This window comes from Spirillospora sp. NPDC046719 (assembly GCF_040645715.1).
In the GTDB taxonomy this organism is placed as follows: domain Bacteria; phylum Actinomycetota; class Actinomycetes; order Streptosporangiales; family Streptosporangiaceae; genus Spirillospora.
This window is the reverse complement of sequence record NZ_JBEYYT010000027.1, coordinates 23,682-46,702: the sequence shown is the minus strand read 5'-3', so window position 1 is coordinate 46,702 and position 23,021 is coordinate 23,682. Positions and strand designations below refer to the sequence as shown.

Sequence of the window (23,021 nt, the reverse complement as noted above, 5' to 3'; positions counted from 1 at the left end):
CAGCACGACGGCGGCCTCGGCCGGCGCGGAGCCGTGCCCGCCGAGGACCGGCACGACGCCGACCGCCACCGCGGCGGCCGCGGCGATTCCCGCAGCGAGCACCGCCCGGCGGCCCGGTCGCGGCAGCGCGGCGCGGCGGCCGGTCGGCCCGGCCTCCGGCCCGTCGGCGAGGATCCGGGCGAGGGCGCCGTCGAGCGACTCCCGGCTCGGTGCGGGCACGTCGGGCTGCGCCGCGCGCAGCATGTCCAGCTCGTTCACGGGGTGTCCTCCTCCGAGATCAGGGTGGGGTCGGCGCCGCCGAGCGCGTCGCGGAGGCGGCGGCGGGCGCGGTGCAGCCGGGACCGCACCGTGCCGACCGGGATGTCCAGGGCCTCGGCGACCTCGTCGTAGCTGAGGTCCGCCCACGCGACCAGCAACACGACGTTGCGGACGCGAGCGGGCAGCCCGGCGAGCGCCCCTGCCAGCGGACCGTGCAGGCTCTGCGCGGTGACCCGGTCGGCGACCTGCTCGCCCACCTCGTCACCGGACCGCGCGGCGGGGCCGCCGGCGGGCGCGGCGCGTTCCAGCAGCCGGTACGTGCGGACCTCGGCCGCCCGATGCCGGGCGATGAGGTTGGTGGCGATGCCGTAGAGCCAGGGCCGGGCGTCGGTGCGGCCGGGGTCGAAACGGTGCCGGCTCCGGAACGCCACCAGGAACGTCTCGGCCACCAGGTCGTCGGCGGCGTCCGGCCCGAGCCGCTGGGCGATGTAACGGTGGATGCGGGGCGCGTGCCGGTGGAACAGCGGCGCGAACTGCTCGGGCTGCGCCAGCGACCGCGCCATGAGGACCGCGTCCCCGGGCTCCGCGCCGGAGTGCGCGACCGGATCGGCACCGACGGCACCTGACCCGTTCGGGTCCTCGGACGCGGCGGCGACGCACCGGTCCGGTTCGTCGATGAGAGTCACGTCCGTCCCCGCCGGGTCGTCGTTCTGTGCACTTTGGCCTCCTGTGCCGGGGATCCGTCATGGATGATTCCTCGCTCGCCCGGAACGGGTTCCCCTTGCAGTACACGCTCGCGTCATGACGGCTCGGCGGCACGGACGGTCAGCGCGATCCCGGACGCCTGGTCGGTGATCAAGCGGGACGCGTGCCGAGGTCCCGCCGGCGGCCGCGATCGCGCCCGGTGGGGCTGCGACTGACCGGAAGCGGACGACGCGCGGGAGTACCGGTGAGCGGGGGCGAGACGTCCTATCGGCGTGACGCGCTTCCCGCGTCCTCGCCGGGAGAACCGGTCGGCGGGCGGGCTCGCTCTAAGGGGATATCGATGACGGACCCTCAGGACGCTCAGGCTGTGGTCGAGGCGCTCGCGCTGACCGGCGCCACGACGGTGGTGGCGGCGATGGCGACCGAGGCGTGGCAGGCGACCCGCACCAGAACGGCCCGGCTGTTCCACCGGCAGGGGCGGGCCGCGTCGGCGGTCGAGGCCCAGCTCGACGGCGACGCGGAACTCGTCCGGAGCGAGGACGATCCGGACGGCGCGCGGCGGGACCTCGTCGGGCCGTGGAAGCGGCGGTTCGCGGCGCTCCTGCGTGAACTCCCCGAGTCCGAGGCCGGCCTTCGCGCGCTGATCGACGACGTGAGCGGAGAGCTGCCCGTCACCCAGCGGGTCTGGCTGCAGAACAACACCGCCGACGATCATGGTGTCGTCAACGCGGTGCAGCACGGCAACCAGTACACCTTCTACATGGACGCGCCCGCTCCGGGACGACCCGCGCAGGACGGGAGCGGCGCGGGTTCGGGTGATGGCGAGGCGGAGGCGTGACCGATCGCGGGCCGGACCCGACCGGACGACCCGACCGCCCGGTGTTCACCCAGAACGTCGCGGCGGCCGGTGATGGCAGTGTGAACGCGGTGCAGCACGGCGACCAGTACAACTACATCTACCGCGGCGCACCGCCCTACCGCGTGGAGCCGTTCCCCCTGCCAGGCCCCGCGACGGTCTTGCCCGACCTGGCGCGGGTCCCCAGCCGCCTGCTGATGGCCCGCCACCAGGTGGTGCCGTACTTCCCTCGGCCGGAACTGGATCTGCTGGAGGCGTGGCGGGAGGACGCCGGGACGGAACTGTCCGTGCGGCTCGTCCACGGCGAGGGCGGCCAGGGCAAGACGCGGCTCGCCGCCGAGTTCGCCGCACGGACGGCGGCCGCCGGATGGACGGTCGCCCTGGCGCGCCACGTCAGCGAGGTCGCCGCCGCGGACGGCGGCGACGTGCACCTGACGGTGCGGGCGCCCGGCCTCGTCTTGGTCGTCGACTACGCCGAACGGTGGCCGCTCGGCGACCTGGTCGCGCTGGTGCGCCGGCATCGCGACGCGGCCCGGGACCGGTTGCGGGTCCTGCTCCTGGCACGACCTGCAGGCACCTGGTGGCAGGGCCTCGCGCACCAGTTCGCCAAGCTCGACATGCCGGACGCCGAGGCGGTGCGGATGCGGGCGCTCCCCGGCGGGTCCGATGTGCGGTCCGCGATGTACGCCGCCGCCCGGAACCGTTTCGCGGAGATCTTCGACGTCCCGGATCCGGACGCGATCGCGGGCCCCGCCGATTTCGACGACCCGGGATTCGCCTCGCCGCTGACCCTGCACATGCGGGCGCTGGCCGACGTCGACGCCGCCTCCCGCGGGACGGCCGCGCCCACCGGCGGCGATCAGGCCCGCCTGTCGTCCTACCTGCTGGACCGCGAGCACGACCACTGGCGCTCGTCCCACGACGACGGGAACGGCCCTATAGGGACACCGGCGGCGACGATGGGGAAGGCCGTGTACGTCGCAGTCCTCACCCGCCCGCTCCCGCCCGCCGACGCCGAAGCGGCGCTGGCGCGCACCGGTGTCGCCGACACCGCACCGGCGCGCGAGGGGATCCTGCGCGACCACTCCCGCTGCTACCCGCCCGCCGATCCGGCGCTCCTCCTGGAACCGCTCTACCCCGACCGGCTCGGCGAGGACTTCCTCGCCCTCACCCTGCCCGGCGCCGAGGACGAGGCCGGCTACCACGCCACCGACCCGTGGACGTCCACGGCGCCCGTCCGGCTGCTCGCGCCGGACCGGGACGGCCCCGGCGCGCTCCCCTACACCCGGCAGGCGGTGATCACGCTGATCGAGACGGGCCGGAGGTGGCGCCGCGTCGCCGTGCACCAGGTCTACCCGCTGCTGCGGGACCGGCCGCGCCTGGCGCTGGAGGCGGGCGGCACGGCCCTGGCGTCCCTGGCGGAGTCGGCGGAGGTGCCCGTCGGCGTCCTGGAGGCCATCGAGCCCCACGTGCCCGGCCGCCGCCATGTCGACCTGGACGTCGGCATCGCGGCGCTCACCCGGCGCCTGGCCGCCCACCGGCTGGCCACCGTCCGCGATCCCGGCCGGATCGCCGGCATCCGGCACGAGCTCGGCGTGCGCCTCGGCAACGCCGGACTGCACGGCGAGGCCCTCGAAGCCATCGCCGAGGCGGTGGACCTGTACCGGCGCAGGGCGGGCACCGATCCGGAGGCTTTCGAACCCCTCCTCGCCATGTCGCTGAACGACCTCTGCGGGACGCTCCTGCAACTGGGCCGCCGGGAGGAGGCGCTGAAGGCCGTCCAGGAGTCCGTCGCCATCCGGCGGCGCTTCGCCGAGGCGGACCCCGCCGCGTTCGAGCCCGACCTGGCCACCTCGCTGCACAACCTCAGCCCGATCCTGCTGGCGCTCGAACGGCGGGACGAGGCGCTGGCGGCGACGCGGGAGGCCGTCGGGATCCGCAGACGGCTGGCCGAGGCGGACCCGTCCCGGTTCGAGGAGGATCTGGCGGCGACGCTGCAGCATCTCGGCGGCAACATGTGGAAGCTCGGCCGCCGGGAGGAGGCGCTCGCGGCCACCCAGGAGGCCGTCGGCATCCAGCGGCGGCTCGCCGACACCGACCCCTCCGCGTTCGAGCCCGGGCTCGCCGCCACCCTGAACAACCTCGGCACGACGCTGGATGCGGTGGGGAGGCGGCAGGAGGCGGCGGCGGCCGCGCGGGAGGCGGTGGACATCCGGCGGCGGCTGGCCCGCACGAACCCGGCCGCGTTCGAGCCGGGTCTCGCCACGTCCCTCAACAACCTCGGCATCGATCTGGCCGCACTGGGCCGGTACGAGGAAGCGTTCGACGTCGCCGTGGAGGCGGTGGCGATCCGGCGGCGGCTGGCCGCCGCGGACCCCGTCGCGTTCGAGCCCGACCTGGCCGTGGCGCTGGGCAACTTCGGCACGAGGCTGGGGCAGCTGGGACGGTTCGAGGAGGCCCTCGACGCGGCACGGGAGGCGGTGGACATCCGGCGGCGGCTGGCCGAGGCCCATCCCCGGGCGTTCGAACCGGAACTGGTCAACTCGCTGAGCAACCTCAGCACGAGGCTGATCGGGTTGGAGCGCTTCCAGGACGCGCTGGCGCCGGCCCGGGAGGCCGTGGACCGGTACCGGCGGCTGGCCGAGGCGACCCCCGGCGCGTACACGGCGGACGTCGCGATGTCGCTGAGCAACCTCGGCGCCGTTCTCTCCGAGACCGGACGGAACAAGGAAGCGGCCGCGGTCACCGAGGAGTCGGTACGGATCCACCGCGACCTGGCCGAGGCGACGCCCGGCGCCTACCAGGCCGATCTCGCCGAGACGCTCAACAACCTCGCGGCGATCCTGGGCGAGCTGAAACGCGGACGCGACGCGCTGGACGCCGCCCGCGAGTCCGTCGACCTGTGCCGGCCGCTGGCCGCGAGCGATCCGGGGAGCTTCACCCGCTACCTCGCCATGTCCCTTTACACCCTCTCCGTGGCCCAGGGCCGGAGACGCGACTTCATCGGGGGGTTCGCGTCCATCCGCGAGTCCGTGGCGCTGCACCGGGAGTTGACCGAGGCCGTCCCGGACGTGTACTCGCCTCGCCTGGAAGCGTCGCTCGACGTCGCCAAGCGGATGCTCTGGATACTGCTGCGCTGGAAAGACGCCAGGCGGGTGCGCCGTCTGACACGAGCCGGCGCCCTCGACGAGGCGGCGCAGACCGTCCTGGACCTGGCCATCCCGTGAACGAGGCCACGATGTCGGGGGCTGTGCCGGCACGCGGCGCCGGTCAGGGCGTGAGGGTCATCCGGCCGGGCGCGCTCGCGCGGCGCAGCGCGGCGTCGGGGCCGCCGAGCATCGTCCGGCAGTAACTGCGCATGGCGATCTTCACCTCGGTGAGGTAGTCGTCCGTCTCCTCCGGCGGCCTGCTGAAGGCGTAGTGCAGCAGGTCGTCCCCCAGCGTCCGCAGGATCTGCAGCGCCGGCGGCCGCAGCAACAGTTCGCCGCCGGAGACCTCTTCCAGGACCCGGGCGATGGTGTCGGCGATGTAGCCGTTGATCCGCTCCGACACCTCGCCGGCCGTCTCGCGCAGCCGGTCGTTGAGCCAGAGCTCGTGCACCGAGGGCTCGCTGTAGAAGGACGCGAAGGTGTCGGTCACCGCGTCGAGCGCGGACTCCCAGTCGGCGAAGGACCGCCCGGCGAGCCGGTCGATCATGATCCTGGCCTGGTCGAAGTAGACCAGGCTCAGGGCCTCCAGGACGGCGGCGCCGTTCTCGAAGTAGTGGTAGAACACGCCGGCCGTGACGCCGGCGCGCTCCACGATGGGCCAGGGCGCGGCGGTGATCGCGGCGTAGCCGAGTTCGGGCAGCAGGGCGTCGGCGGCCTGGATGATCTTGCGGACGCTGCGGCGCGAGCGGCGCTGGGCGGGGCGGTGGCGCAGCACGCGGGACAGGTCGGGGGACGCGTCCCCCTCCTGGTCCAGGGCCGCCTCCGTCCTGGCCCACCCCTCGTCGCCCAGGATTCCCATCGCACACTCCCGCATCGCCGGTCCGGCCGGCCCCGCACCGCTTCGCCGACTGCACCCGCGTCCTGCTCGCCTGCCGGGGCGAGGACGGGCTCGCCGGCAGGCTGCTGCCGGCGCCGCTCGAGCCGGCCGGCGACGTCATCCTGGTGAGCTGGCTCCTCATCGGCGACGTCGACGGCTACGCCGACAGCAAGAACGTGGCCGTCAGCGTCCCGGCCCGCGTGGGAGAGCACACCGGCAAGTGCTGCGTGCTGGAGTACATCGACCTCGACATGGGCCTCGCCGCGGGCCGCGAGTACTGGTCGTATCCCAAGAAGGGCGGCGACTTCGTCTGGGAGCAGGACGGCCCGCGCCTGCGCCTGGACTGCCGCCGCCACGGCGACCTGCTGTTCCGCAGCACGGTGACCCTCGGCGACCAGGCGGCCGACGGCTGGCCCGACGAGGTCGGGTACCCGCCGATCGGGCCGTCCAGCCTCCAGGTCCGCCACTACGCGCCCACGCCGTTCGGCGTCCCCGACCACGCCGACGTCCTCCGGATCGACTACCCCAACGCGGTCCAGTACGAGAGCACGCGGGCGACCGCGACCCTGGAGGTCACCAGCGGGCCCCGCGACGACCTCGACGTCCTCGGCGGGCTCGACGTGCTGGCCGCCCGCGTCGACCGCCACGCCTTCGACTTCCCGCTCGGCGAGGTCGTCGACTCGCGGGCCATCTGACACCGCTCCCCCCGCGCACCACGTCCCCCGCGCACCACGTCCCCCGCCCCGCACGGTCCGGCCGTCGCTCCCGTCCCGGAACGCTCGCCCTGTCCGCTTCTCCGAACGGGTGACCCCCATGAGCCCATCGCCACCTTCCGTGACACTGGACGACATGCCGCTCCGGCCGTTCCACCTGAGAACCGCCGCCATCGTCAGCGGCGGCACGTTCATCGACGGCTACCTGCTCGGCGCCGTCATCTTCGCCTTCCCCGCCATCCCCGCGCGCTTCGGCATGAACTCCTGGTGGGACGGCCTCGTCGCCGCCGCGCCGCTGCTGGGCGTCGTGATCGGCGGCATCGTCGTGGGCTGGCTGACCGACTGCGTGGGACGCCAGCGGCTGTTCACCTTCGACCTACTGCTCCTGCTGGTGGGCTCGGCGCTCCAGCTCTTCGCCTCCGGCCCCGCGCAGCTGGGCGTGGTCCGCCTCGTCCTCGGGCTCGCCGTGGGGGCCGACTACGCCATCGGCCCCGCGCTGCTCGCCGAGTTCACCCCGCGCAAGCTGCGCAGTTCGGTGATGAGTTCCCTCAACGCGCTCTGGGCGGTCGGCTACCTGGCCGCGGCCGTGGTCGGCTACGTGATCGTCCGGGAGGCCGGGGACGAGGGGTGGCGGTGGGCGCTGGCGTCCAGCGCGGTGCCGGCGGCGGTCGTGCTGCTGATGCGCGCCGGCGCGCCCGAGTCGCCCCGCTGGTTGATCAGCAAGGGCCGCGGCACCGAGGCGCGGGCCGTCGTCGACAGGTGGCTCGGCTCCAACGTGTCGCTCGACGAAGCGGCGGACACCGCCGAGCAGCGTCCCTGGCGGGACCTGTTCGGCCGCGCCATGTGGCGCCGGACCCTGGTCGGCGGCCTGTTCTGGACGGCGCTCGCGGTACCGAACTTCTCCCTGTTCGTGTTCCTCCCCGACGTCCTGAACGCCCTGGACGTCCGCGACGAGTTCTGGGGCACGGTGCTGCCGCTCGCCTTCGCGGTGGTGGGCTCGCTGCTGGGGCTGGCCGTCCTCCCCCGGCTCGGCGCTGCGCGCCTCCGGCCTCGGTGTCACCGCGGCGATCAGCCGCGTCGGGGCGGCCGCCGGCACCTTCCTGCTCCCGGTCATGCTCGACCACGGCGGAGTCGGCGCCGTGATGGTCGCCACGGCCGCGACCCTGCTGCTGGGCATGGTCTTCACCGCCCTGTGGGCCCCGGAGACCAATGGCGTGAGCCTGGAGGAGGCCGGCGCCCCCTCCCCCGCCTCAGGTGCCGAGGACCGCGCGCCGACATCCGCCAGACCGGCACCGTAGGAGACGGCGTCCTAGGCGACCTTCGTGATCTTGCATTCGATGCCCGCGGGTCCGATCGGAGCCTGCGCCGGGGTGGTTCCGCCGAAGGTCTTCGAGCCTCGAACCTCGAAGGTCTGCAAGCCGATCCGCTGGTGAGAGGCCGCGTCCAGAACCTCGACGGTGACCGCGTAGCGCGTCGCATTGCCCGTGATCGTGCCGCTGACCGTCACGGTGCCCTGCGATCCGGACGTGTTCACCTGGCATTCCACGTGGGTGCTGTAGCTCTTCGGGCCGAGGGACTGGGCGCTTCCTTTCTGCCCACCGATCAGGTACAGCACGGCGAACAGTCCCAGGACCCCCGCCAAGCCCAAGGCGAAGATCAAGTACTTCCTCCGCCTGGGGCGCGGACGCGAGCCGTGATCGTCATTGGCCATGGTCCACTCGTGCGTCGGCATCGCTGTCCCGTCACCCTGTTCGATCCTGCTAGGCGAAATCTGCGCAGGTCAGCATATAGCTCAGGACGTGTGGCTTGATCTTGTTCAGCCCGGGATGGCCGCCACGGGCGGGGACGCGGGTGCTCCGCCGGGTTTCAGCCACGGACCCCGGTAAGGCGCGCGTAGAGCCTCGCCAGGCCGGGCGGGGTGTAGGGCGGGGGCGTGGAGTAGCGCTCCCCGGAAGCCGGAGGAGCGAACACCCCCACCGGGTAGAAGAAGATCCGGCGCTCGGCGTCGGCCGTGCGCAGGTACACCTCCCAGTAGCGCAGCGATGCGTGCAGGGTGATCTCGGTGACGTCGTCCCAGGCGTAACGCCACCGGCGCAGTGCACCCACGACCGTGACGCCCTGGCCGTCGACGATGGCGCGGCTGCGCAGCGCGCCAACGGCCGTCACGAGGGCCCCGGCGAGAACGGCCAGAAGGAGGATCGCCCCGAGCGTCTCCAGGTACGCCAGCCCCTGGAGCAGTGCTCGCACCAGCAGGCCGGCACTGACGGCCAGGAACACCACCAGCGCTGTCATGATCAGCAGATAGCGGTGACAGCGCACGGTTCGTTGTTCCATGCGCCAGATGTCTAGCAGCTCGAAGACCGGTCGCACGAACCCGAGTCGTCGGCGGACGATGCCCGACCAGGCGGATTCCGGATCCCGGGCACCGATCCCCGCCCGCAGATGGCCCTCTGCGCGCAGCGGCCCACTAGCGCACGGTCATTGACGAGCACATCCTCCTAGGTCGGTTCCTAGAAGGAATTCCGGAAGGTTGCGACCTCCTTCGCGAACCAGTCGAGCCGGTCGGCGATGTACGAGGCGCGCAGGTCCTCGACCAGCGAATCGAGCAGCGCCCGGTCGCGGTCCGCGCCGAGATTCGCCATCAACTCGCTCTCGTGCTTGTACGTCGCGCCGAAGTTGGCGAGAACGGCGAAGATTTCGAGGACGTCGCGCCAGAACACGGTGGGGTCGATGCCGGTGGCGCGCCAGTCGGTGCGGGTGAAGCGCAGCATCGCGGCGGAGGTATCGTCCCCGAGTACGCCGTAGGAGTCGTCGCAACGGTGGAAGGCCAGCGAAGCGGCGGTGAGCCCGGCCCGGCGGACGGCCAGCAGAACGGGTGGATCGTCGGCGTGCTCGTCCTCCAGTTCCTTCAGCCTGTCGAACAGGGGTCTGACGTTCTTCAAGGCCGAAATACCCCAGCCCGGAGCTTCGAGGTCGAACGGGGCGGCCGCGGAAAGTCGTTCATAGAACGGGCGCGGTGAGACCGGGTACAGATCCCAGCTGCCGAAGTGCGCCCGAACGATGTGGCGGTGGCTCGGGGTGTCGCGCATGGCGGGTGAATGGTCCTTGTCCCGGACACCCGTGCCCTTCTTCACCTTCGATCGTGCCTTGGTCAGCGTCTTGCGGTCGGTGGGCAGATCACCGGCGAGATCCGCGGCGGTTCTCCCGACGGCGGTGAGACGCTTCCTGAGGTCGACCAGGTGCGACCACATGCACTCGGCGAAATCCCGGTTGGCGAGTTCCGCGAAGAGGCTCGCGTCGAGTTCGTCCCAGTCGCCGCTGTGGTCCGCGACGCACACGACGCTGAACCACAGGTCCCAGTACGTCCACTCGGCGCCGAAGGCGGTGGTCCACACTTCCGGCCCGTAGACGGTGGACTTCATCGGAGTCGCGCGAATGGGCTCCTCCGTTTCGACCGGCGCACTCCGGTTTTCGTGCACGGTCGCGAAGAAGTGGATGAGGGCGAGACCGTCGGCATCGGTTCCGGGCGAAGGGTACTTCTGGCGCCCTTTGACGACTTCCCAGTGCGGAGGCATGTTGCCGTAGGGGTCCTCGGAGTAGTCGAGGCGCCAGCCGTCGGGGAGGCCCGCGCAGAACGGCATGGCCAGCTCGGCGAGGTCCCGGCTGGGGCAGGTCGGTCCGTTGGGCGTCACCGACCAGCCGGGGCGCGGCCGCCCGCCGGAGGCGGGCATCGCCGTCTCGACCAGGGCGCAGTCGCGCCGGTGCCGGAGCGCGGCATCCGCACGCGCCACCGGCCTGGGCGCCGCGATCTCCCGTTCGGCCAGGGCACGGAACTCGGCGCGGGCGGCGTCCGGGTCGGCGCCGGACAGCAACCGGGCGGCGAGGTCGGCGACCGGCCAGGTCACCAGGGTGCCGGGGGCCGCGAGGTACACCCCGGCCGCGCGGACGCCGTAGAGGTCGCCGGTGTCGAGCCACGCGTGCGCGACGAGGTGCCGGAGCCGCCGGGCCACCTCGGCCGCGCCGCCGAGGCTGACCGCGACCAGCGTGTCGCCGATCATCAGGTCGCCCTCCGCGAGCCCGGGCACGAACACAGGCTCGGCGACGCCCCGCATGGTGCCCGGCCCGCCCAGCCGGGTGCCCAGGGCGCGGGGCAGCTTCCGGACGAGGCCGACCAGCTCGCGCACCTCGTCCTCGGGGACGCTCCGGTGAATCTGCTCGACGGTGGCGTCCGCCTCCGGCAGCACACCCGCCTCGAACCGGGCCAGCATCAGGCAGAGCCGCGCCAGTCCCGTCTCCGCGCCGCCGATCACGCCGACTCTCGAGTGCGCGGCGAAATAGCGCCGGACGCGGTCGATCAGCTCGGACAGGACCGCTTCCACCGGGCCGGGCTCCGGCGGGCTGGATAACGCGGTGAACGCTTTCCTCAGGTCCCGTTCCCGCAGGCTGTCGACCCATCCGTACGCAGTGGGCCGCATATCGGCGGCCTTTTCCCGGAAGGGCGGGACCAGTTGCGCGTGCGATGCGTACCGTCGCGCCATGCGGTCCGCCCACCCGTAGGGAACGACCGCTTGCAGGCCGCGCAACGCGCGATACGGCGGCACCTGTTGCACAAGAGCGCCCATGCGCAGGGCAAGTGCCCGCTCCGTGTATTCGCCGTGCGCTCTGCCGGAACCGGCCGGCAACCGCGCGGCCACCGTCGGCGCCCCGGTGAACGCACGTGCGCACCATTCGCCGACGGCGCCGGCGTCCAATCCCACAGAGCCCACCATCGCGCACCTTCCCTGCAGTGACCGGGAGCCATCGACTCTAGGGCCTTTCGGTGGATCCCGGTGTTATGACCACCGCGGCCACGGCTGTCGAGAGCCAGCGCGTCGCCGCGTCCCCCGCGGCCGTCCGCACGCAGCCGCGCGTCCTTGGTCTCCGGCACCGTTCCCGGAGAGGGAGGATCATTTTTCCTGTCCCTGGTGATATCGGGCCGGTTTTGCTCACTTCTCAGTGTGACGGGATTGGACGAGCGTGGCGTGAGCGGTCGGGAGCCTCGCGCCGAGCGCGCGGACCGAGGGTCGACCGAATGGTTCGACGAGCTGTTCGGCCGGTACTTCGCCCGCGTGTACGCCTACGCGGTGACGCGGGTCGGCGGCGCGCTCGCCGAGGAGGTGGCCAGCGAGACGTTCGTTATCGCGTGGCGGCGGCGCGACGTGGTGCCGGACGTCCCGCTGGCCTGGCTGATCGGCGTCGCGCGCAACGTCATCCGGGAGCAGTGGCGGCAGGAGGTGCGGCAGGACCTGATCGCCGCGGAACTGCACGACTGGGCGGCGGCCTCGCCGCCGGTCGCCGGGGACGTCGCCGAGCTGATCGTCGACCGGAACGTCCTGCTGCGGGCGCTGGCCGCGCTGCCCGAACGGGACCGCGAGGTCCTGATGCTGCTCGGCTGGCACGGGCTGTCGCCGCGCGAGGCCGCCGAGGTCCTGGGCTGTTCCCGGCCCGCGCTCGCCATGCGCGTGCACCGGGCGCGCCGCCACCTCGACCGCCACATCGACGACGCGACGCGCGACGCGGATCCGGGAAATGAGGGTGACACCGATGAGTAGGAAGACCGATCTGCTGGCGACGATGGCGGCCGTCCGGCCGGACCGGCTCGACCCGCCCGCCGATCCCGGACGGCTCGAGCGCATCCGCGCCCGGGCGATGTCGGAACCGGAACCGGGCCGGGTCCCCGCTCGCGCGCCCGGACGGCGCGTCCGGTACGGCGGCGCCATCGTCGCGGCGGCGGCCCTGGCCGCCGGGCTGATCGTCGTGGCACGCCCGACCGGCCAGGACACCGATCCGCCGTCGGCACGCCGAGCCCTCCTCGCCGCCGCCACGACGCTCCAGGAAGGCGACACGGCGGCCGGACGGTACTGGACGGCCGACCTCAGCACCTACACCACGGCGAGCTACGTGGGCGACACCGCGGCGGGGCCGCCGCCCCCCACCGGGAAGCCCCTGTACCGCTTCTCCTCGACGTGCCGCGCCCGGCTCTGGGCAGCCCGATCCGGGCGCGACACCAGCTGGCTGGTCGTCGATGCGGTCACCGACCGGAGGCTGAGCGGCACCGACGAACGCGCCTGGCGGCGGACGGGCGCGCCGCGTCCCCGCACGTGCGAGATCCGCGGCATGAGCGTCGGCCTGCGGGCGGCCCCACCCGCGGCGCTCGCCCTGCAACGCACCATGCGCACCACCCGGCAGGAAGAACCGACCTATCCGAGCGCGGCGGGCGCTCCCATCACCCTCGATCAGATCGCCGCGCTGCCCACCGATCCCACGGCGCTCAAGACGGCGCTGGACGAGCTGTGGCTCGGCTCCATCACCCCGGCGGCGGAACCGAAGGCCGGCCGGACTCCCCCGCCGGACGTCACGTTCCAGCAGATCACCGACCTGCTGGTCGGTGCCCCCGCGCCGCCCGCCGTCCAGGCCGCCCTGTACCGGGTGCTGGCCGGCCTTCCGATCGACCGCAGCCATGGGACCGTCACCGACCGCCTCGGCCGTCACGGCGTCGCCTTCTGGACCGCCACCGGAGCCATGAACACCAGGCTGATCATCGACCCGCGGACGGGACGCCCCCTCGCCGTGGAGAGCCGCGTCGCGGGCGAGCTCGACGGGTACACCCTCGTCCGCCGGCAGGGCTGGACCGACACCGTCCCCACTCTGCCCGCCCACCGCCTCTGAGGCCAGGGCCCGGCCGCCCTTGCTTGATCGGCAGCCCCGCGCCGGCGCCCTGAACAGAGGGGTTCCGCTGGGCTTGGTGTGCGACGGTCGATGACCGTGGCACGGCCGTGATCAGGCGTGCTGGAATCTCGCGGGCGTCGAGATGGTTGACGCCGGTGTGAAGAAGATCGGTTTTCTCTCGTTCGGTCACTGGAGTGACGGCCCGGGCTCGCAGACCAGGTCCGCGGCGGACGCGCTGCTGCAGTCGATCGACCTCGCCGTGGCCGCGGAGGAACTCGGCGCCGACGGCGCCTACTTCCGGGTGCACCATTTCGCCAGGCAGCTGGCCTCTCCCTTCCCGCTGCTGTCCGCGATCGGCGCGAAGACCTCGCGCATCGAGATCGGCACCGGCGTGATCGACATGCGGTACGAGAACCCGATGTACTTCGCCGAGGACGCCGGGGCCGCCGACCTGATCTCCGGCGGGCGGCTGCAGCTCGGCATCAGCCGGGGATCGCCGGAGCAGGTCATCGACGGATGGCGGTACTTCGGGTACGAGCCCCCCGAGGGCGACACCGATGCCGACATGGCGCGCAAGCACACCGAGGTGCTGCTCATGGTGCTGCAGGGCAGGGGCTTCGCCGAGCCGAACCCGCGGCCGATGTTCCCCAATCCGCCCGGGCTGCTGCGCGTCGAGCCGCACTCCGAGGGCCTGCGCGACCGCATCTGGTGGGGCTCGAGCTCCAACGCGACCAGCGTGTGGGCGGCCAAGCTGGGCATGAACCTGCAGAGCTCCACGCTCAAGGACGATGAGACCGGCGAGCCGCTGCACGTCCAGCAGCGCAAGCAGATCGAGGCCTACCGGCAGGCGTGGAAGGACGCCGGGCACGAACGCACCCCGCGCGTCTCGGTCAGCCGCAGCATCTTCGCGCTGACCAGCGATCTGGACCGCGCCTACTTCGGCCGGAGCGCCGACTCGGACGACCACATCGGGATGATCGACGAGAAGACCAGGGCGGTCTTCGGACGCTCGTACGCGGCCGAGCCGGACGTGCTGGTCAAGCAGCTCGCCGGCGACGAGGCCATTCAGGCGGCGGACACGCTCCTGCTCACGGTTCCCAACCAGCTCGGTGTGGACTACAACGTGCACGTCCTGGAGAACATCCTGACTCACGTGGCACCCGAACTCGGCTGGCGCTGAGGACGCACCCGCCCCGGCCCATCGCGTGTCGATGTTCAGCGTAGTTCGACCTCGATGCCATGGGCGGTGAGTATCTCCAGGAGTGTGTCGAGGGGCGCCGCCGGCGCGTGTCGGTGGCGGTCGTGGCCGGCAACGAGGTGCCGGCGGGCCACCGCCGAGTCGTGCCAGACCAGCCGGAAGGGAGCCGCGGCGCCCCACTTCCCGCTCAGGCAGTCGTCGAGGGCGTCCAGGTTCCAGCCGAAGTAGCCGCCTGGGCCGTTGATCGCCTCACCGATGGCGCAGTAGAAGCCCTCGATGTCGGTGACGAAGCGGCCGTCGAGGTGAAAGACGGTTCCTGCCCGCTGGTCGGGGTCGTTGTAGCGGTGATGGGCCAGCGCCACGCCGGCCCACTCGTGCCGCAGCGTCCGGTCATAGCGCGCCCACAGGTTGCGTTCGGTGGGCCGACCGGTGAACCACAGGTCCACGATGTCGCGGGTCGCGGCAGGGTGCGGTTCGCGTGCGTCGGCGGCGATGGTGACGTCCAGGAGGTCGGGGCCGAGCGCGGACGGGACGCTCGACATGACCGTGCCGGACACGTTGCCGCCGACCAGAGGTACCGCCGAACCGTCGGCGGCGACCGCTCCCACGTCCGCCGACATCCGGCGGCGGCGCAGCCCGGCCTTCGTCGTCTGGTGTGCCGCGGCGATCGCGGTCAGCAGCGGCGGCTCGGGCCGGCAACCGACCAGGGTGATGTGCGGTACCGGCGGCTCGGCGGGTTCCCGGAACAGGCCGGTGATGTCGGCGCAGGCACCGCACGGCGCGCCGTCCGGACCGCTCAACACCAATCCGGTGACGTCGTCGGGACGGGCGACACCGTCGGTGCGGTCCTGCACATCGGCCAGGCCCTCCAGGTCGATGTCGAGGTGTTCCGGGGACGTCTTGGACGGCCGGTGGCCCACGACCGTCACGTCCAGCAACTGCTCACCGATCCAGCCGCGCCGTGCCGCAGGGTCGTCGGGTCCGGGCGACAGCCATAGGTTGCCCAGCCACGCTCGTGCGGACCCCGCGGTGGTGGAGGCCGGCGAGTCGAGCACCGAGGCGAGGGCGCCGTCCGGCACGCAGTCCAGGAGGGTGAAGCGTTCCCGCGGACGGGGCGGCAGGTCGACGAACAACCCGTCGATGTCGGCGCACAACGCCAGGGCGTCGTCGCCGGGAAACTGCGGTGCGCCGGTGAATCCGACGAGCAGCCAACGCGGTGGAAACCGCCGGTCCCATGTCCACCGCCGCTGCCACGGGTCGTCGGATCGATCCAGGCGGTCGGTCATGACCCCGACCGTACCGGGAGCCCGGAGACGGATACCGGGGTCGTGGATCGGAGACTGCGGGCGGACCTGCTGCGCCGGGCCGCGCGGGACCAGAGGGTCCGCGCATCGACCCCGCAGACCTTCCTCTCGCCTCTCAAGGCCTGGCTGCTCGCCCAGCACGCCGACCGGCGCCGGGGTACGGACTGCGGCCGATCGAGGATCCCGACGGACTGCACGACCGCCGCGCCCGAGTGGGCCTGCCGCCCATGGCCGAATAGGAGGCGGAAATGCGCCGCCGCTTCGACGAACGGCGTGGCGTGGACTCAGATTTTGCGGCCGATGCCGCCGTAAAGCCATTTACCGACATCCTTGGCCGGCCTGTCCGTCTTATCGTCTTCGGGGTTCCACGCGTCGATGGTGACCAGCCCCGGATCGACGAACTCGAAGCCCTCGAAGAACAGTGCGATATCCGCCTTGCCGCGAAAATAGATGGGCGTCGGGGTGGCCGCGTAGGCCGCCTCGATCTGCTCGACGGCCGCCGCGTCGTGCCCTTCCGTCGTCACGTGCGTCGCGGCGAGATGGCTGCCCGGCGCCAGGGCGTCGCGCAGAGGCGCCATGACGCCTTCTCGCTCCTCCAGCGTGAGGAAGTGGGTCATGGCGATCATCAGAACGCCGACCGGAGCGGAGAAGTCGATCAGACCGGTCGTCGCGGCGTGCTCCAGGACGTCCGCGGGCCGGCGCATGTCGGCCTGGGCGACGGTGGTGAACTCGTTGGTCGCGAGCAGTGCGCGCCCGTGCACCAGCACGATGGGATCGCTGTCGACGTAGACGACGCGGGCGTCCGGGAGGATCTCCTGCGCCACCTCGTGGGTGTTGCCGACGGTCGGCAGCCCCGAACCGATGTCGAGGAACTGGCGGATTCCCCGGCGCACCATGTACCGCACGGAGCGGCGCAGGAAGGAGCGGTTCTCCAGGGCCAGCTCGCCGATCTCCGGCATGGCCCGCGCGACCCGGTCAGCGGCGTCGCGGTCGACCTGGAAGTTGTCCTTGCCGTGCAGGTAGTAGTCGTACATGCGGGCGACACTCGGCCGAGTGGTGTCGATCTCCGGTGATGAACCGTCCTCGGGCACGAATGGCCTCCGCTCAAGATCAAACTGTTGTGCGTGTAGCTTAGCCACGGTGCGGCAGGAGGCCAACTCCGTTGAGACGGCAGTGTCGCCGTCCGACGCGCCGAGCAGGTGTCGCACCTACGCATGGTCGGCGCCGGTCTGGACGGCGTCCGCGGTGCCCTTTCACTAGTCGGACGGGGCGCATGCCCGGCCGCAGCGCCGCCAGGAACCGCCGGTGCGGCAGAGCCGCCAGCGCCGCCCACCGCAGTGAAACACCCCCCGCATTTCAGCAAGCTGATGCTCCTGTACGCCGATCTGATGCCGCAGCACCAGAACTCTCGGCGCTCTTTCCTTTACGGCTGATCGAGGAGGCCCCGCTGGCCCGTCGATTTCATCTGCATGGCCGTGGTTTTCGGCACGCACATGGGCGGTGATGCAGCAGCTCGCCGCACCCGGACGCAGGCCGTCGGCCCGTCACTCAGCAGGTCGAGAAGGCACGTTCGGGGCGGTTGGTCTCGGTCGGCAACTCGGTTCGCGTTCGGCCCGAACGAGAAACGCGACCCTCCGTAGTCGCGGTGAGCTACATCCGTTTCCGAAATCGGATGCGCCGAAATTACCGGCGGCCTGAGGCGTCACTGTCTTGTGATCTCCGTGCGGTTCCGCGCACCGGCCGCTTCTGCAAAGATCACTTTTCGTTTTTCCCTGGAGGAGAAAGGTACGGTCCACCCGTGACGCATCAGATCATCAAGCCGCCGCGAGCGGCGGCGCTGGCGGCGCTGGCCGGGCTCGCCGCGAACGCGCTGCTGCTCGCCGTCCTCGCCGGGACGGCGATCTGGGCGATCGCGCTGCTCAGCGGGGGCGGCGTCACGTCGACGGCCGACCGGGTGTGCGACGTCCTGGCGGTCGGATCGGCCGCGGAGTACGGGCTGACCCTCCTCACCGCCGTCCCCGTGATCGTCTGGCTGTGGCGGGCACGGACGAACGCCGACGTCATCGACATCCCGGACGGCTAGGGCCGTCCATGGGTGATCTTCGGCTGGTTCGTTCCCTTCCTGAACCTGCGTGTTCCGCGCGCCATCGTCGGCGCGGTGTGGCGCGCCAGCGCCCCGCCCGGCGCGTCGATCTGGCAGGTCAACGCGTGGTGGGCGACGTGGCTCATCTATCTGGCGGGCGTCCGGCTGTCGTCGCGGCTGACGCTCGCCGGTACCGGAGGGCACATCAGCAACGTGCTCACCCTCTATGTGCCGGTCGCGGTGGACGGGGTGGCCGCGGCCGTGTTCGGCGCGCTGGTGGTGTGGCGGCTCACGCGTTTCCAGGAGGACCACGCCGTCCGCCTGGCGGCGGCCGTTGCGAGCGCGCCCGGTCTTCACGGGCACGCTCTTGGCGGTGAACCCGCGCCCCTCCGGCCGCCAGTCGCGCTGGACCAGCCCTGACCAGGACTGACCTCTACCCTACCGGTGTCGACGGCACGCGCTTCGGACTCAGGGGACGAAGCCGTTCAGGCCGGATGGGTCGACCTACGTCTGGAAGGCGCCGTTCGAGAGGCTGTTCCTCCATACCCCGGCGATGGTCGCCGAGAGCCGCCCGAGCCTGCACGGCGCTCCGTCCGCTCGGCCATGCCCTCGTACACATGCACCTCGTACGCGACGACGGCCGCGCACCGCCAACAGTTTCCCCCGGCTGCCGCGGCTCGGTAAAGGCCGCGCCCGCGAAGCGCACGCCGATCCTCCCGGCGACCTGTGTCGCGTCGACGAAGGCCGACAGGGCTCCGGCGTCTTCGAGAAGGCCGTGCACACGCTCGCCGACCTTTGTAAATATGCCTCCGGCGCCGATCATCCTTCAGCCAAGGCGTGACCGACCGGAGGGTGATAATCTTGCGTTCTCTACCGTCCGGGGACCAAAGAACGGGGCGAACGGACCGGCAGGGATCCGGTCGGCTCTGCGGGTTCGTGTCCCAGAGCGCGAATGGCGGGTACAACTCAATGTACACGACGGAACCAGCAGAAGCCTGCCTTGAGGATACTCGCAACATTTTGGTCGCGCCTTCGACGTTGCGAGACCATGACTTGATCCGGGACTTTTTCGGATGCGTGATCATGCAAGAGGATCTGGCTTCCAGTTCCCTCGACCTCGCGCAGAAGACCGTCTACCTGTGTGGCGACGTATCCGGGATCAGCGGCCACCAACTGCACGCGGCGGCCCGGGTGTTCGTTATCCGGGAGCTTTCCCACGGGTATCACGAGGACGGCGACGAATCTTGGGCGCTCATCGGCCTCGGTCAGGTTCCCATCCGCGTACACGGCGCCGGCGTGTACTATCGGCGCTTTTTCGACCCCGACTCCGATCACTTCAACCGGATCCGTGCGGAGCATGCGTTCCAGTCCCTGACGGAGTCCACCAAACCTGGAACAGCCCATCGCAGCGGAATCTATCTGACGCCGGTCACGCGAAACGGTGACGAACTGCATTTTCGCCTGCTCCGGTGCTCCACGAATCTGTCCGGGCCGACCGAGGGCTTTCGCTCGACCGACACGCGCATCGTCGAGGCACTGAACCGTGAGGCCGCCGCCGTCTTCCGGAACCAGGCGCCGCTGAACCACGTCCTCGCTCAGATCTACCACAACACCCCTGCCACGGACGAGCGCAGGCAATCCAAGGCCAAGATCTCAGCGCATGCCGACAAGACCAAGGACATGCCCGTCAACGGCATCATGGCCTTCTGCACCTTCTATGACCGGCTCGACAAACTGCAACCTCTGGCCGAAGACCCCTTCGACTACGGTGTGAAGGGTGCGAGTGGTCTGACCAAGCTGCACTTTCGCCTCAAGGAGCCGACCGGAGAACGCGACGAGGCCGTGTTCCCTCGGCAATTCACGGTGACCCTCTATCCCGGATCCGTGCTCTTCATGCCACTGTCCACCAACCGCCTGTACACGCACGAGATCCGCCCCTCGACGTTGGACGCGGACCTGCTCCCGACCCGCTTGGGATATGTGGTGCGCTGTTCGAGCGCCGAAGCCGTCCACAAGGACGGCTGCACATTCCTCAAAGTCGACGGTGATCTGGTGAAGCTGGAGCCGCCCACCCCGGCAGGCATGAACGAACTGCGCAGACTGTACGCCGAGGAGAACAAGACCTCGTCCTTCATTGATTACGGCAACGCGTTCTCCTTCAGCATGAACACGGGAGACTACAGTGCCCCCCAGATCTAGCATCTCGACTGAGATCCTTTCGTACGCCTTGCCGTCCGAGGGGAACCTCTTCGCAGAACTGTCGGCGTCGACTCGTTTGGAAGACGTGGGAAAGGGCCGGCGCGGCGCCGTGCTCACCAGGGTCGACGAGGCGAAAGGCGTGCCTCTCGTACGTACCACCACTCAATACAGCACCCCGACGCAGCGTTTTCGGACGGTGCACGAACGACTAGCTCAACAGATCCAAGAGCGTGCGGCACTTCCGGTCGGCTTCAACAACGCCCTCATCGAGAGCTACACGAACGCTTACAAAACCATGAGCAGCCATTCCGACCAAGCCCTCGATCTGGCCGACGGGTCGTTCATCGCCGTCTTCTCCTGTTACCAGCACGCCGAAGCGAGCCCATCGAGGAAGCTGATCTTCGAATCGAAGGGGGCCGGTGAGGAGAAGTTCGAGATCACCCTGGGCCACAACAGCATCGTCGCATTCTCCACCGACTCGAATCGGCGACTCAAGCACAAGATCGTACTGGACCCGTCCGCCCAGGCGACCGACAACCAATGGCTGGGCGTGACCTTCCGGACGTCAAAGACCCTCGTTCGGTTTCGCGACGGGCACGCGTTCCTCCCGCAGAGTGCGCGCCTCACGTTGGCCGACGATGAGCAGAGGCGCGAGTTCTACCGGCTACGGCGCCGTGAGAACAACGAAACGGACTTCGTCTATCCCCTGCTGACGTACACCATCAGCGGGAGCGATCTGATACCGCCCATCTGAAGTCGGCGGACTGGAAGCATGGGCTGTCAGCAAGGGCAGGAAACGCCGAGTTCACCTAGAAGGGCATCCGCGCAGGTCAAGCGGCGTCCTCGCGCTGCTCGCGCGAGGACGTCCCACGTCCAAGGGCGCGGGACGACCGGCATCGGCTTGGCTGGCTATGCCCGTTCTAGGCGGGCCTTGCCGAGCCTGGCGGCCTCGCATGACCTGGTGCGTAGTACTGGCGGGGCCAGCTACGCCCTTGGTGATCGGCGGGGCGGCTGAGCAGACTTGGGGCATGGGCAAAAACGACTTGGGCGACTTCCTGCGGGCCCGCCGTGCTGGACTCACGCCGGATGAGATCGGTCTGCCGGTCGAGTCCGGCGCCGGTCGCCGGGTCGCCGGTCTGCGGCGGAGTGAGGTCGCACATCTGGCCGGGGTGAGCACCGAGTACTACACCCGTCTGGAACAAGGCCGCGCCCGGCAGCCGTCCGAACAGGTACTGCATGCCCTTTGCGACGCGCTGCGGTTCGATGACGTCGAGCGACGGCATCTGTTCGCCCTCGCGGGCGCCACGGCCGGGCACAAGGACCGGGCCGCGCCCTCGTCACGGCTACGGCCGGCGCTGCGGCAGGTGCTGGAGTCGATGGATCTGGCTCCTGCTTTCGTCAGCGACCGGAACCTCACCGTCGTCGGCGGGAACACGATGTGGGCGTTGCTGTTCCCCGAAGTGGCCGAGTTGCCGCGCCGGGAACGCAGCATGGCGCGGTGGACGCTGCTGGATCCGCGTGCTCGCCTGGTGTGGCGCGACTGGGAACGCGTCGCCCGCGACTACGTGCACGGGTTGCGGATGGCAGCCGCCGCCCAGCCGCGAAACCAGCACATCGCCGGCCTGATCGGTGAGCTGATGATGCGCTCACCGGAGTTCCCGGCGTGGTGGTCGGAACACCGCGTCCAGGAACGCAGCACCGGCCTGAAACGACTCCACCACCCGGTCGCCGGTGACCTGGAACTGCAGTACGAAATCTTCACTTCCGTCGCCGACCCGGGCCAATCGCTCGTGGTCTACAGCGCGCCGTCCGGCTCGCCGTCTCAGGAGCGCCTGCGGCTGCTGGCCAGCTGGGGCAGCGAACCCGCGACCGCGACCATCAGGGACACCGCCGCCGAGTCCTGACGACCGCCCGAACCGGGCGATCCGACACCGACACCACCAAGTTCAAGACCCCGCCATACCCGCGGGGTCGATGCCGCCGTGCCCACGCACGCCCCGCGGCCTGGCACTCGTCCACGAAAGGACACCTGCAGTGAGCAAGACATTCCTGATCACCGGCGTCAGCACCGGCCTCGGACTGGCCATCGCCCGACGCGCCCTGGCGGCCGGGCACCGGGTCGCGGGCACCGTGCGCACCGAGCAGCACGCGGCCGCCTTCCGTGCCCTGGATCCCGACCGCGCCCGGGCCTTCGTCCTCGACCTGTCGGACGCGGACCGGATCGACCCCACGGTGCGGGCCGCCGAAGCGGAGCTGGGCCCGGTCGAAGTGCTCGTCGCCAACGCCGGCTACGGGCTCGAAGGCACCTTCGAAGAGTCATCGATGGCCGATGTGCGCCGCCAGTTCGAGGTCAACGTGTTCGGGACGGTCGCGACCGTCAAGGCGGTCCTGCCCGGCATGCGGGAACGGCGCGGCGGCCACATCTTCGTGATCACCTCGATGGGCGGGCACACCACCTTCCCCGGACTGGCGTTCTACGAAGGCAGCAAGCACGCCCTGGAAGGCATCACCGACACCCTCGCCCAAGAGGTCGCCCAGTTCGGCGTGCGGGTCACGGCCGTGGCCCCCGGCGCGTTCAGAACCGACTGGGCAGGCAGGTCACTGGTCCGCGCACCGCGCAGCATCGCCGACTACGACGCGCTGTTCGACCCGATCCGGACCCGCCGCCAGGCCCTCGCGGGCCAGGGCATCGGTGACCCCGACCGCGCGGGCGACGCCGTCCTCGCCCTCCTGGACGCGGAGAAGCCTCCCGTGCACGTCCTGCTCGGCTCGGACGCGATACGCCTGGTCGCCGCCGGGCGCCAACGCGTCCAGGACGACTTCGACGCCTGGGAGGAACTCAGCCGCTCCACCGACTCCGCCGAAGGCGGAGTCACCGTCGCCTGACGCTGGACGATCCAGATCTCTCCTGCTCACCGCGAGGCCGAGGCTCTCCGACTGCGGCGGGCCTCGGCCTCGCGGACCACGCACA

The 23,021-nt window shown here is 71.0% G+C and carries 19 protein-coding genes and 1 pseudogene; 13 read left to right on the top strand and 7 right to left on the bottom strand.

Annotated features, from left to right (window positions below):
• Positions 1 to 258, bottom strand: a 258-nt coding sequence (locus ABZ914_RS07730; RefSeq protein WP_500192275.1) for a hypothetical protein, incomplete at its 3' end; no start/stop codon positions are given.
• Complete coding sequence (locus tag ABZ914_RS07725) at positions 255 to 944, bottom strand: RNA polymerase sigma factor (RefSeq protein WP_500192274.1); 690 nt, start codon at positions 942 to 944, stop codon at positions 255 to 257. The genes ABZ914_RS07730 and ABZ914_RS07725, both read right to left, overlap by 4 nt.
• A gap of 359 nt (positions 945 to 1,303) precedes the next feature.
• On the opposite strand from ABZ914_RS07725, the gene ABZ914_RS07720 reads away from it, so the two are divergent.
• Complete coding sequence (locus ABZ914_RS07720; RefSeq protein WP_500192273.1) at positions 1,304 to 1,801, top strand: hypothetical protein; 498 nt, start codon at positions 1,304 to 1,306, stop codon at positions 1,799 to 1,801.
• The gene (locus ABZ914_RS07715; protein WP_500192272.1) at positions 1,798 to 5,046 is read left to right on the top strand and encodes a tetratricopeptide repeat protein; all 3,249 of its coding nucleotides are present in this window, start codon (positions 1,798 to 1,800) and stop codon (positions 5,044 to 5,046) included. The genes ABZ914_RS07720 and ABZ914_RS07715 overlap by 4 nt, the downstream gene beginning before the upstream one ends.
• 43 nt (positions 5,047 to 5,089) lie before the next feature.
• Here ABZ914_RS07715 and ABZ914_RS07710 read toward each other — a convergent pair whose 3' ends face one another.
• Positions 5,090 to 5,827, bottom strand: coding sequence for a TetR/AcrR family transcriptional regulator (locus ABZ914_RS07710; protein ID WP_500192271.1), 738 nt, complete (start codon positions 5,825 to 5,827; stop codon positions 5,090 to 5,092).
• Positions 5,828 to 5,844: 17 nt separating this feature from the next.
• Between ABZ914_RS07710 and ABZ914_RS07705 the strand changes: the two are divergent.
• Together ABZ914_RS07705 and ABZ914_RS07700 are read left to right on the top strand one after the other, a co-directional pair.
• Positions 5,845 to 6,540: pseudogene (locus ABZ914_RS07705) on the top strand (acetoacetate decarboxylase family protein); the annotation flags it as partial.
• A 139-nt stretch (positions 6,541 to 6,679) separates the two neighbouring features.
• The gene (locus tag ABZ914_RS07700) at positions 6,680 to 8,368 is read left to right on the top strand and encodes an MFS transporter (protein ID WP_500192270.1); all 1,689 of its coding nucleotides are present in this window, start codon (positions 6,680 to 6,682) and stop codon (positions 8,366 to 8,368) included.
• Positions 8,369 to 8,424: 56 nt separating this feature from the next.
• Here ABZ914_RS07700 and ABZ914_RS07695 read toward each other — a convergent pair whose 3' ends face one another.
• Both ABZ914_RS07695 and ABZ914_RS07690 read right to left on the bottom strand, forming a co-directional pair.
• Positions 8,425 to 8,850 (bottom strand): PH domain-containing protein, encoded by a 426-nt coding sequence (locus ABZ914_RS07695; RefSeq protein WP_500192269.1) that lies wholly within the window; start codon positions 8,848 to 8,850, stop codon positions 8,425 to 8,427.
• 218 nt (positions 8,851 to 9,068) lie between these two features.
• Positions 9,069 to 11,327, bottom strand: a complete 2,259-nt coding sequence (locus ABZ914_RS07690) for a hypothetical protein (RefSeq protein WP_500192268.1) — start codon at positions 11,325 to 11,327, stop codon at positions 9,069 to 9,071.
• Positions 11,328 to 11,579: 252 nt separating this feature from the next.
• On the opposite strand from ABZ914_RS07690, the gene ABZ914_RS07685 reads away from it, so the two are divergent.
• The 3 genes from ABZ914_RS07685 (at position 11,580) to ABZ914_RS07675 (ending at position 14,446) form a co-directional block, all read left to right on the top strand.
• Complete coding sequence (locus ABZ914_RS07685; protein WP_500192267.1) at positions 11,580 to 12,149, top strand: RNA polymerase sigma factor; 570 nt, start codon at positions 11,580 to 11,582, stop codon at positions 12,147 to 12,149.
• Positions 12,142 to 13,266, top strand: coding sequence for a hypothetical protein (locus ABZ914_RS07680; RefSeq protein ID WP_500192266.1), 1,125 nt, complete (start codon positions 12,142 to 12,144; stop codon positions 13,264 to 13,266). The genes ABZ914_RS07685 and ABZ914_RS07680 overlap by 8 nt, the downstream gene beginning before the upstream one ends.
• 157 nt (positions 13,267 to 13,423) lie before the next feature.
• Entirely contained in the window at positions 13,424 to 14,446 is a 1,023-nt protein-coding gene (locus tag ABZ914_RS07675) for an LLM class flavin-dependent oxidoreductase (RefSeq protein WP_500192277.1), read from the top strand.
• A 35-nt stretch (positions 14,447 to 14,481) separates the two neighbouring features.
• Here the strand turns inward: ABZ914_RS07675 and ABZ914_RS07670 are convergent, their stop codons facing one another.
• Together ABZ914_RS07670 and ABZ914_RS07665 are read right to left on the bottom strand one after the other, a co-directional pair.
• On the bottom strand, positions 14,482 to 15,750 hold the full coding sequence (locus ABZ914_RS07670; RefSeq protein ID WP_500192265.1) for a barstar family protein: 1,269 nt from the start codon (positions 15,748 to 15,750) through the stop codon (positions 14,482 to 14,484).
• Positions 15,751 to 16,052: 302 nt separating this feature from the next.
• Positions 16,053 to 16,859, bottom strand: coding sequence for an SAM-dependent methyltransferase (locus ABZ914_RS07665; RefSeq protein WP_500192264.1), 807 nt, complete (start codon positions 16,857 to 16,859; stop codon positions 16,053 to 16,055).
• Positions 16,860 to 17,566: 707 nt separating this feature from the next.
• Here ABZ914_RS07665 and ABZ914_RS07660 point away from each other — a divergent pair.
• From ABZ914_RS07660 to ABZ914_RS07635, 6 genes are all read left to right on the top strand, one after another.
• Positions 17,567 to 17,851, top strand: a complete 285-nt coding sequence (locus ABZ914_RS07660) for a hypothetical protein (RefSeq protein ID WP_500192263.1) — start codon at positions 17,567 to 17,569, stop codon at positions 17,849 to 17,851.
• Between the two features lie 12 nt (positions 17,852 to 17,863).
• Positions 17,864 to 18,271 (top strand): DUF4328 domain-containing protein, encoded by a 408-nt coding sequence (locus ABZ914_RS07655; protein WP_500192262.1) that lies wholly within the window; start codon positions 17,864 to 17,866, stop codon positions 18,269 to 18,271.
• A gap of 663 nt (positions 18,272 to 18,934) precedes the next feature.
• Positions 18,935 to 20,050 carry a hypothetical protein gene (locus tag ABZ914_RS07650; protein WP_500192261.1) on the top strand — a complete coding sequence of 372 codons (1,116 nt, stop codon included), beginning with the start codon at positions 18,935 to 18,937 and terminating at the stop codon, positions 20,048 to 20,050.
• 28 nt (positions 20,051 to 20,078) lie between these two features.
• The gene (locus ABZ914_RS07645; protein WP_500192260.1) at positions 20,079 to 20,804 is read left to right on the top strand and encodes a hypothetical protein; all 726 of its coding nucleotides are present in this window, start codon (positions 20,079 to 20,081) and stop codon (positions 20,802 to 20,804) included.
• Between the two features lie 274 nt (positions 20,805 to 21,078).
• Positions 21,079 to 21,954, top strand: a complete 876-nt coding sequence (locus tag ABZ914_RS07640; RefSeq protein WP_500192259.1) for a helix-turn-helix transcriptional regulator — start codon at positions 21,079 to 21,081, stop codon at positions 21,952 to 21,954.
• A 130-nt stretch (positions 21,955 to 22,084) separates the two neighbouring features.
• Complete coding sequence (locus ABZ914_RS07635; protein ID WP_500192258.1) at positions 22,085 to 22,936, top strand: oxidoreductase; 852 nt, start codon at positions 22,085 to 22,087, stop codon at positions 22,934 to 22,936.
• The last annotated feature ends 85 nt before the right edge of the window (positions 22,937 to 23,021 follow it).